Genomic DNA, 2,309 nt, shown 5'->3' on the forward strand with positions numbered 1-2,309 from the left:
CGTAAGCACTCCATAATGAGACGTATGTAAATATTTTCCTAATCCCCCTATACTACTAACATGGACATAGTATAGGAGGATTTTTTTCATGGAAAAGCAAGAGATTGTTGAGTTTAAATCGACACTAAAACGTAAGCCTAAAGCTAAAAACAGAACCAATAAGTTGAGACTAGCTACTGAAATAAAGCTAGACAAAGTGAAAATTTCGCTATATCACGGTGCTGATGTCGAACTTATGAATGATATCTGGGAGTTGGTGAAGAAGCATGCTGGTTAATTATCATGCCCCTAGGCATGTGTACATTGTTTGTGGTAACACTGATTTACGTAAAGGAATTGATACGCTGGCAATCTTAATTGCCGATAACTTCGGCTTAGATCTTTACGATGACTCCTTATTTTTATTTTGTGGACGGAGAAATGATAGGTTTAAGGCTCTTTACTGGGACGGTGAAGGGTTCATACTACTTTACAAGCGGTTTGATAACGGACGTTTAACTTGGCCACGAAATAGTGAGGAGGTTAAGGAGTTGGATAGTCAGCAACTTAATCTACTTTTAAAAGGATTAAATCCTTTACCACAGCCAAAAGTTCATCGTGCCAAAAAAGGTTCATTTTATTGAAAATTTTTCTTTACTAGAAGCGCTACCCACTGATATGCTTTTAAGCATAAGCTTAAAAGGAGGTGGCGAACTATATGGATAAAGATAAGATTATAGAAGAGCTTAGGAAACAAAATCAGCAACTTCAACAGAAGATTGAAGAGCAAGCTGAGACCATTAAGCTCCTTAGTGCCCGTATTTTTGGAAAAAAAACGGAAAAAATAGATAAAAATCAGCTTTCCCTCTTGTCAGACGATGAACTGCAAGAATTAGATGAGAACACAGACACTTCATCTGAAGAAATAGTGGAAGTTGAAACAAAGCTCAGGGTAGTTCGCCACCGTAAAGCTAAACCTAAAGGTCAAAGGGCTGAGTTTCTTGACTCGCTAGAACAAGTAGATGTTGTTCATAAACTTGAACAAGAAGCTTGTACTTGTACCGATTGTCATAAGAAACTTATTCCAATTGGCAAGAAGTGTGTTTATCGTGAGGTTGGCTTAAGAAAACCTGAGCTTTTTTGTCGTAATCATTATCAAGAAACTTATAAGTGTGAGCACTGCCACCCTAAAGGTGGCGATATGATTATTACCAGTGAAGTTCCGACTAGTCCAATCCTGCCACATAGTCTTATTTCTAATGATATTATCCCGGTAGTAATTATGAATAAATTTGGGTTAGCTACACCCCTAAATAGACAGGTACAATATTTTAAATCACTTGGTCTGCCAGTAACCGCAAAACAATTAGCCCATGCCGTTATCAAGGCCAGTGAGCAAGTAGAATTTATTCATGATAGACTTACTAAGACTTTATTGGATAACCCTGTTATCCATATGGATGAAACACCTTTTAAGGTGTTGTCAGAAAAGGCTCGGAGTACATCATACTTTTGGGTAATGCGCACTACTGAAGAATTTTCTAATCAGAAAATAGTTGTTTTTAACTATTCTAGTGATCGTAAACAAGAAAATATTGGCGAGCTAGTTAGTGATTATACTGGTTGTATCATATGTGATGGTTATAACGCTTATAGTAGCGAAAGATACCCTCAAATAACCTATGGCAGCTGTTTAGTGCATATACGAAGACATTTTGTCGAGATAGTTAAAACACTTAAGAATGGTAGCCAGTCTAATGCAGCTAAAGCGGTAAGACTCTTGAATAGTATTTTTGAGGCGGAAAAGCAACTTGAATATCAAAATGCCAAGGAAAAAGCTCAGAAGCGTAAGCTTCATTTGAAGAAATACGTTGATAAGTTTTACGACTTTCTAGATACTATCCTTAATCCAAGTGGTAAATTGAAAAAGGCAATCGGTTATGCCAGGAAATTCCGCACTAGATTGGAAAAGATTTATGAAATTGGTGAATTACCGTTAGCAAATAACCCAGTTGAACAAGCAATCAGACCAGCAACTCTAGTCCGCAAAAATTCACTATTTGCGACAACGGTAGCTGGAGCAAAAGCTAACGCAATTTGGTACAGCTTAATCCAAACAGCGAAATTGAATGGACTAGATGTCTCTAAATATCTCAACTACATCTTTTCGTTACTAGAACAACGAAAAGATGTTGATGTTGAGGCTTATTTGCCATGGGATTCCAAAGTTAAAGAAAGTTGCGCCGTCGCAAGCTAAAAGGCCGTAAATTCACATTTTGTGATTTTACGGCCTTTTTTTACCAATAACGTCCAATTATGGAGTGCTTACG

General features: G+C 37.2%; 3 protein-coding genes. All 3 read left to right on the forward strand.

The window, feature by feature from the left end; genetic code table 11:
* Positions 1-88 precede the first annotated feature (88 nt).
* The 3 genes from FC14_RS00535 to tnpC all read left to right on the forward strand — a co-directional run bounded on the left by FC14_RS00535 (position 89) and on the right by tnpC (position 2,236).
* Positions 89-277, forward strand: coding sequence for a hypothetical protein (locus FC14_RS00535; RefSeq protein ID WP_056975685.1), 189 nt, complete (start codon positions 89-91; stop codon positions 275-277).
* Positions 267-623: an IS66 family insertion sequence element accessory protein TnpB gene (gene tnpB, locus FC14_RS00540; RefSeq protein WP_056975687.1), complete on the forward strand. Its 357-nt coding sequence runs from the start codon at positions 267-269 to the stop codon at positions 621-623. The genes FC14_RS00535 and tnpB overlap by 11 nt, the downstream gene beginning before the upstream one ends.
* A 74-nt stretch (positions 624-697) precedes the next feature.
* Complete coding sequence (tnpC, locus tag FC14_RS00545; protein WP_056975689.1) at positions 698-2,236, forward strand: IS66 family transposase; 1,539 nt, start codon at positions 698-700, stop codon at positions 2,234-2,236.
* Positions 2,237-2,309 lie beyond the last annotated feature (73 nt).

This window comes from Ligilactobacillus agilis DSM 20509 (genome assembly GCF_001436215.1).
GTDB lineage: Bacteria > Bacillota > Bacilli > Lactobacillales > Lactobacillaceae > Ligilactobacillus > Ligilactobacillus agilis.